Annotated in this window: 4 protein-coding genes; 2 read left to right on the top strand and 2 right to left on the bottom strand. The window is 66.9% G+C overall.

What is annotated here, in order from left to right; genetic code table 11:
- Window positions 1-205: 205 nt before the first annotated feature.
- Window positions 206-556, bottom strand: a complete 351-nt coding sequence (locus B1A78_RS20615; RefSeq protein WP_077148741.1) for a DUF2200 domain-containing protein — start codon at window positions 554-556, stop codon at window positions 206-208.
- The gene (serB, locus tag B1A78_RS20610; RefSeq protein WP_077148740.1) at window positions 556-1,440 is read right to left on the bottom strand and encodes a phosphoserine phosphatase SerB; all 885 of its coding nucleotides are present in this window, start codon (window positions 1,438-1,440) and stop codon (window positions 556-558) included. The genes B1A78_RS20615 and serB overlap by 1 nt, the downstream gene beginning before the upstream one ends.
- On the opposite strand from serB, the gene miaA reads away from it, so the two are divergent.
- Together miaA and B1A78_RS20600 are read left to right on the top strand one after the other, a co-directional pair.
- Complete coding sequence (miaA, locus tag B1A78_RS20605; RefSeq protein ID WP_077148739.1) at window positions 1,439-2,398, top strand: tRNA (adenosine(37)-N6)-dimethylallyltransferase MiaA; 960 nt, start codon at window positions 1,439-1,441, stop codon at window positions 2,396-2,398. The two genes, serB and miaA, sit on opposite strands and share 2 nt — an antisense overlap.
- 86 nt (window positions 2,399-2,484) lie before the next feature.
- Window positions 2,485-4,239 carry an acetolactate synthase 3 large subunit gene (locus B1A78_RS20600; RefSeq protein ID WP_077148742.1) on the top strand — a complete coding sequence of 585 codons (1,755 nt, stop codon included), beginning with the start codon at window positions 2,485-2,487 and terminating at the stop codon, window positions 4,237-4,239.
- Window positions 4,240-4,360 lie beyond the last annotated feature (121 nt).

The raw sequence follows: 4,360 nt of genomic DNA, 5'->3' as shown, positions 1-4,360 counted from the left end.
GGCTGCGCCGCCGCGCCGCGCGCAGATGCGCGAGCGCCGCCGCGACCGCGGGCCAGCGCGGGTCGAGCAGGCGCCGCGAAGAAAAGCTCGGTTTCCGGGGTGCGATATCGATCATCATGATCGATGGCATTAAAGCCGGCGCGCGTAGGAATTCGAGAGCGAATTTCGCCCGCCGCATTGAGATTTCACTATGCGCGCCGCTGCCTCAGCCGCGCAGGATCTTCTCCATCTTCTTGCCCTTCGCCAGCTCGTCGACCAGCTTGTCGAGATAGCGGATCTCGCGCATCAACGGCTCCTCGACATTTTCGACGCGGATGCCGCAGATCACCCCGGTGATCAGCTCGCGCGCGGGATTGAGCTTCGGCGCCTGCGCGAAGAAATCTTCGAAATTCGTCCCCGCCGCCAGTTCGCCCTCGAGCGCTTTCTGGTCATAGCCGGTCAGCCAGCGAAAAATCTCGTCGACCTCGGCCTTGCTCCGCCCCTTCTTTTCGGCCTTGGCGACATAATGCGGGTACACGCTCGCGACGCTGATCGAATAGATGCGGTGCCCCGCCACTACCCCAGCACCCACGACCGCCGCGGATAGCCCTGCGCCCAGAGCAGCGCGGTCAGGTCGTGATGCCGGATCGCGGCGTCGGCGGCCTCGCCCGCCGACGGATGCGGATGATATCCGATGCCCAGCCCCGCGGCGGTGATCATCGGGATGTCGTTCGCGCCGTCGCCGACCGCCAGCGTCTCGGCGAGCGGCAGGCCGTGCTTCGCCGCCTCGGCCTCCAGCGTCTCGAGCTTCGCGGCGCTGTCGACGATCGGCTCGAGCACGCGGCCCGACAATTTGCCGCCCGAAATCTCCAGATTATTCGCGATCACCTTGTCGAAGCCGATCGCCTCGCCCACCGGGTCGGCAAAGGCGGTGAAGCCCCCCGACACCAGCACCGAATAAGCGCCATGCGCCTTCATCGTCTGCACCAGCGTGCGCGCGCCGCGCGTCAGTCGCACCCGCTCCATCCGGCATTCGGCGAGCACACCCTCGGCCATCCCGCCGAGCAGCCCGACGCGCTCGAACAGCGCGGCGCGGAAATCGAGTTCGCCGCGCATCGCGCGCTGCGTGATCGCGGCGATCTGGTCCTTGATCCCTGCATAATCGGCGAGTTCGTCGATGCATTCGACGGTGATCATCGTCGAATCCATGTCGGCGATAATCAGTTTCTTGGTGCGGTCGCCCAGCGGCTGGACGACGACGTCGAGCGCGCCATGGTCCATCTTCGCCAGTTCCTCGCGCGCGCTGACCAGGCTGCCCTGGAAGACGATATCGGCGGCATCGCCGACGTCGAGCCAGTGCGGTGCGCCGACTTCGTGTCCCGTCGCGTCGAGCCGGTCGATCGCCTCGCGAACCACCTCGTCGGTCAGCTTCCCGGCTGCTATCAGCGTGGCTACGAACATGGCATCACCTTCCCTCTCTTCGGCGGCACCGCCGCCCGTCGCGCTTATCGCCGGACCCACCGCAAGCGGCAAGAGCGCGCTGGCCGTGGCACTTGCACGCCACCTTGGCAATGGCGTCGTCGTCAACGCCGACGCCAGCCAGGTCTATGCCGACCTCGCCATCCTCTCGGCGCGCCCCACGGACGAGGAAATGGCGGGCATCCCCCACCGTCTCTTCGGCCATGTCGACGCCGCCGAGGCGCATAATGCCGCGCGCTGGTCCGACGAAGCACGCGCGGCGATCAAGGACGCGCATGCCGCGGGGAAGGTTCCCATCCTCACCGGCGGCACCGGCCTTTACCTGCGCAGCCTGCTCTTCGGCATCGCCCCGGTGCCCGAGATCGACCCCGCGGTGCGCGACGCGGTGCGCGCGATGGAGGTTGCCGACGCGCATGCCGCGCTCGCCGGCGCCGACCCCGCCGCCGCCGCGCGGCTCAATCCCGCCGACAGCACCCGCGTCGCGCGCGCGCTCGAAGTCATCCGCTCGACCGGCCGCCCGCTCGCCGACTGGCAGGCCGCGACGAGCGGCGGCATCGCGGATGAGATCGCGCTCACCCCCTTCCTGCTGCTGCCGCCGCGCGACTGGCTGCGCGACCGCTGCGACCGGCGGCTCGAGGCGATGTTCGCCGGCGGCGCGCTGGCGGAGGTCGAGGCACTGCTCGCACGCGACCTCGATCCCGACCTCCCCGCGATGCGCGCGATCGGCGTGCCGCAAATCGCGCAATATCTGCGCGGCGAAGTCAGCCGTGCCGAGGCGCTCGCGCTCGCGCAGGCGGCCACGCGCCAATATGCCAAGCGCCAGTTCACCTGGTTCCGCCACCAGCCCCCCGCCGACTGGCCGCGCCACCCGGAATCATTAAACAACGATGATATCAACAAAATCGCAATAATATTACGTGATACGCTGTTGACAGGATAGAATCATATACCTATTGCCCGCCGACCTGCTGCAACGCACAAGCCCCCCGCTTGCCGTGTGCGCGCATGAAGGAAAGGAAGTTTGTCGTGACGGAAATGAGTGGTGCCGACATGGTGGTTCAGGCGCTGGTCGACCTCGGGGTCGACACGGTGTTCGGCTATCCGGGCGGTGCGGTCCTTCCGATCTATGACGCCCTTTTCAAGCATCCGACGATCAAGCACATCCTCGTCCGCCACGAACAGGCGGCGACCCATGCCGCCGAGGGTTATGCGCGCTCGACCGGAAAGCCCGGCGTCGTGCTCGTCACCTCGGGTCCCGGCGCGACCAATGCCGTCACCGGCATCACCGACGCGCTGATGGATTCGATCCCGATGGTCGTGCTGACCGGCCAGGTTCCGACGACTTTGATCGGTACCGACGCCTTTCAGGAATGCGACACCGTCGGCATCACGCGCCACTGCACCAAGCATAATTATCTGGTGATGGACCCCGAAAAACTGGGGCCGGTGATGCATGAGGCCTTCTATATCGCCACCCACGGCCGTCCCGGCCCGGTGGTCATCGACATTCCCAAGAATGTCCAGGTCGCGACCGGCACCTACCGCGTGCCCAACCGCATCGACCACAAGAGCTATCGCCCGCAGGTCGAGCCCGACGCCGCCGCGATTGCCGAAGCGATCGCGCTGATCGCCGCGGCCGAACGGCCGGTCTTCTACACCGGCGGCGGCGTGATCAACGCCGGCCCCGACGCCAGCGCCGCGCTGCGCCAGCTCGTGTCGCTCACCGGCGCGCCGATCACCTCGACGCTGATGGGGCTCGGCGCCTTCCCGTGCGACGATCCCAAATGGCTCGGCATGCTCGGCATGCACGGCACCTATGAAGCCAATATGGCGATGAACCGCGCCGACCTGATCATCGCGGTCGGTGCGCGCTTCGACGACCGCGTCACCGGCCGCCTCGACGCCTTCGCGCCCGAGGCGAAGAAGATCCACATCGACATCGACCGCAGCTCGATCAACAAGATCGTGCCGATCGACGTCGCGGTGGTCGGCGATGCCGGCCGCGCGCTCGATGCGCTGATCGCCGCCTGGCAGGATGCAGGCCACAAGCCGCGCGACCTTGGCGAATGGTGGCGCCGCGTCGACGGCTGGCGCGCGACGCGCTGCCTCGACTTCCCCGAAAAGAAGGAAGCCGGCGCCGACATCATGCCGCAGCGCGCGGTGAAGGCCTTGTTCGACGCGACGCGCGGCAAGGACCCGATCATCACCACCGAGGTCGGCCAGCACCAGATGTGGGCGGCGCAGCATTTCGGCTTTTCGGCGCCCAATCGCTGGCTCACCAGCGGCGGCCTCGGCACCATGGGCTATGGCTTTCCCGCCGCGGTCGGCGCGCAGATCGCGCACCCGAACCGTCTCGTCATCTGCATCGCGGGCGAAGCCTCGCTCCAGATGAACATCCAGGAAATGGGCACAGTCAGTCAGTACCGCCTGCCGGTGAAGATCTTCATCCTCAACAACCAGTGGATGGGCATGGTCCGCCAGTGGCAGGAACTCACCTACGAAAGCCGCTATTCGAACAGCTATTCGGACAGCCTGCCCGATTTCGTGAAGCTCGCCGATGCTTATGGCTGGACGGGCCTGCGCATCGACACGCTTGGCGAACTCGACGCCGGCATCCAGGCGATGATCGAAACGCCGGGACCGGTGATCGTCGACTGCCGCGTCGCGCAGCTCGCCAACTGCTTCCCGATGATCCCGTCGGGCGCCGCCCACACCGAAATGCTCCTCCAGCCGAGCGACGTCACCGGCACGATGGACGACGAAGCGAAAGCGCTGGTGTGATGCGACATTTCGGACTTCACACCCCCTCCCGCAAGCGGGAGGGGCAGCGAGACTTGGGAGCTTGCTCCCTAGTCGCAGCGGGGTGGGCATCTGCACCGGCAGACGCTCGCTACGCTCGCCC

The sequence above is a fragment of the Sphingopyxis sp. KK2 genome (assembly GCF_001990265.1).
Lineage (GTDB): Bacteria > Pseudomonadota > Alphaproteobacteria > Sphingomonadales > Sphingomonadaceae > Sphingopyxis.
This window is presented reverse-complemented; position numbering and strand designations above follow the sequence as displayed.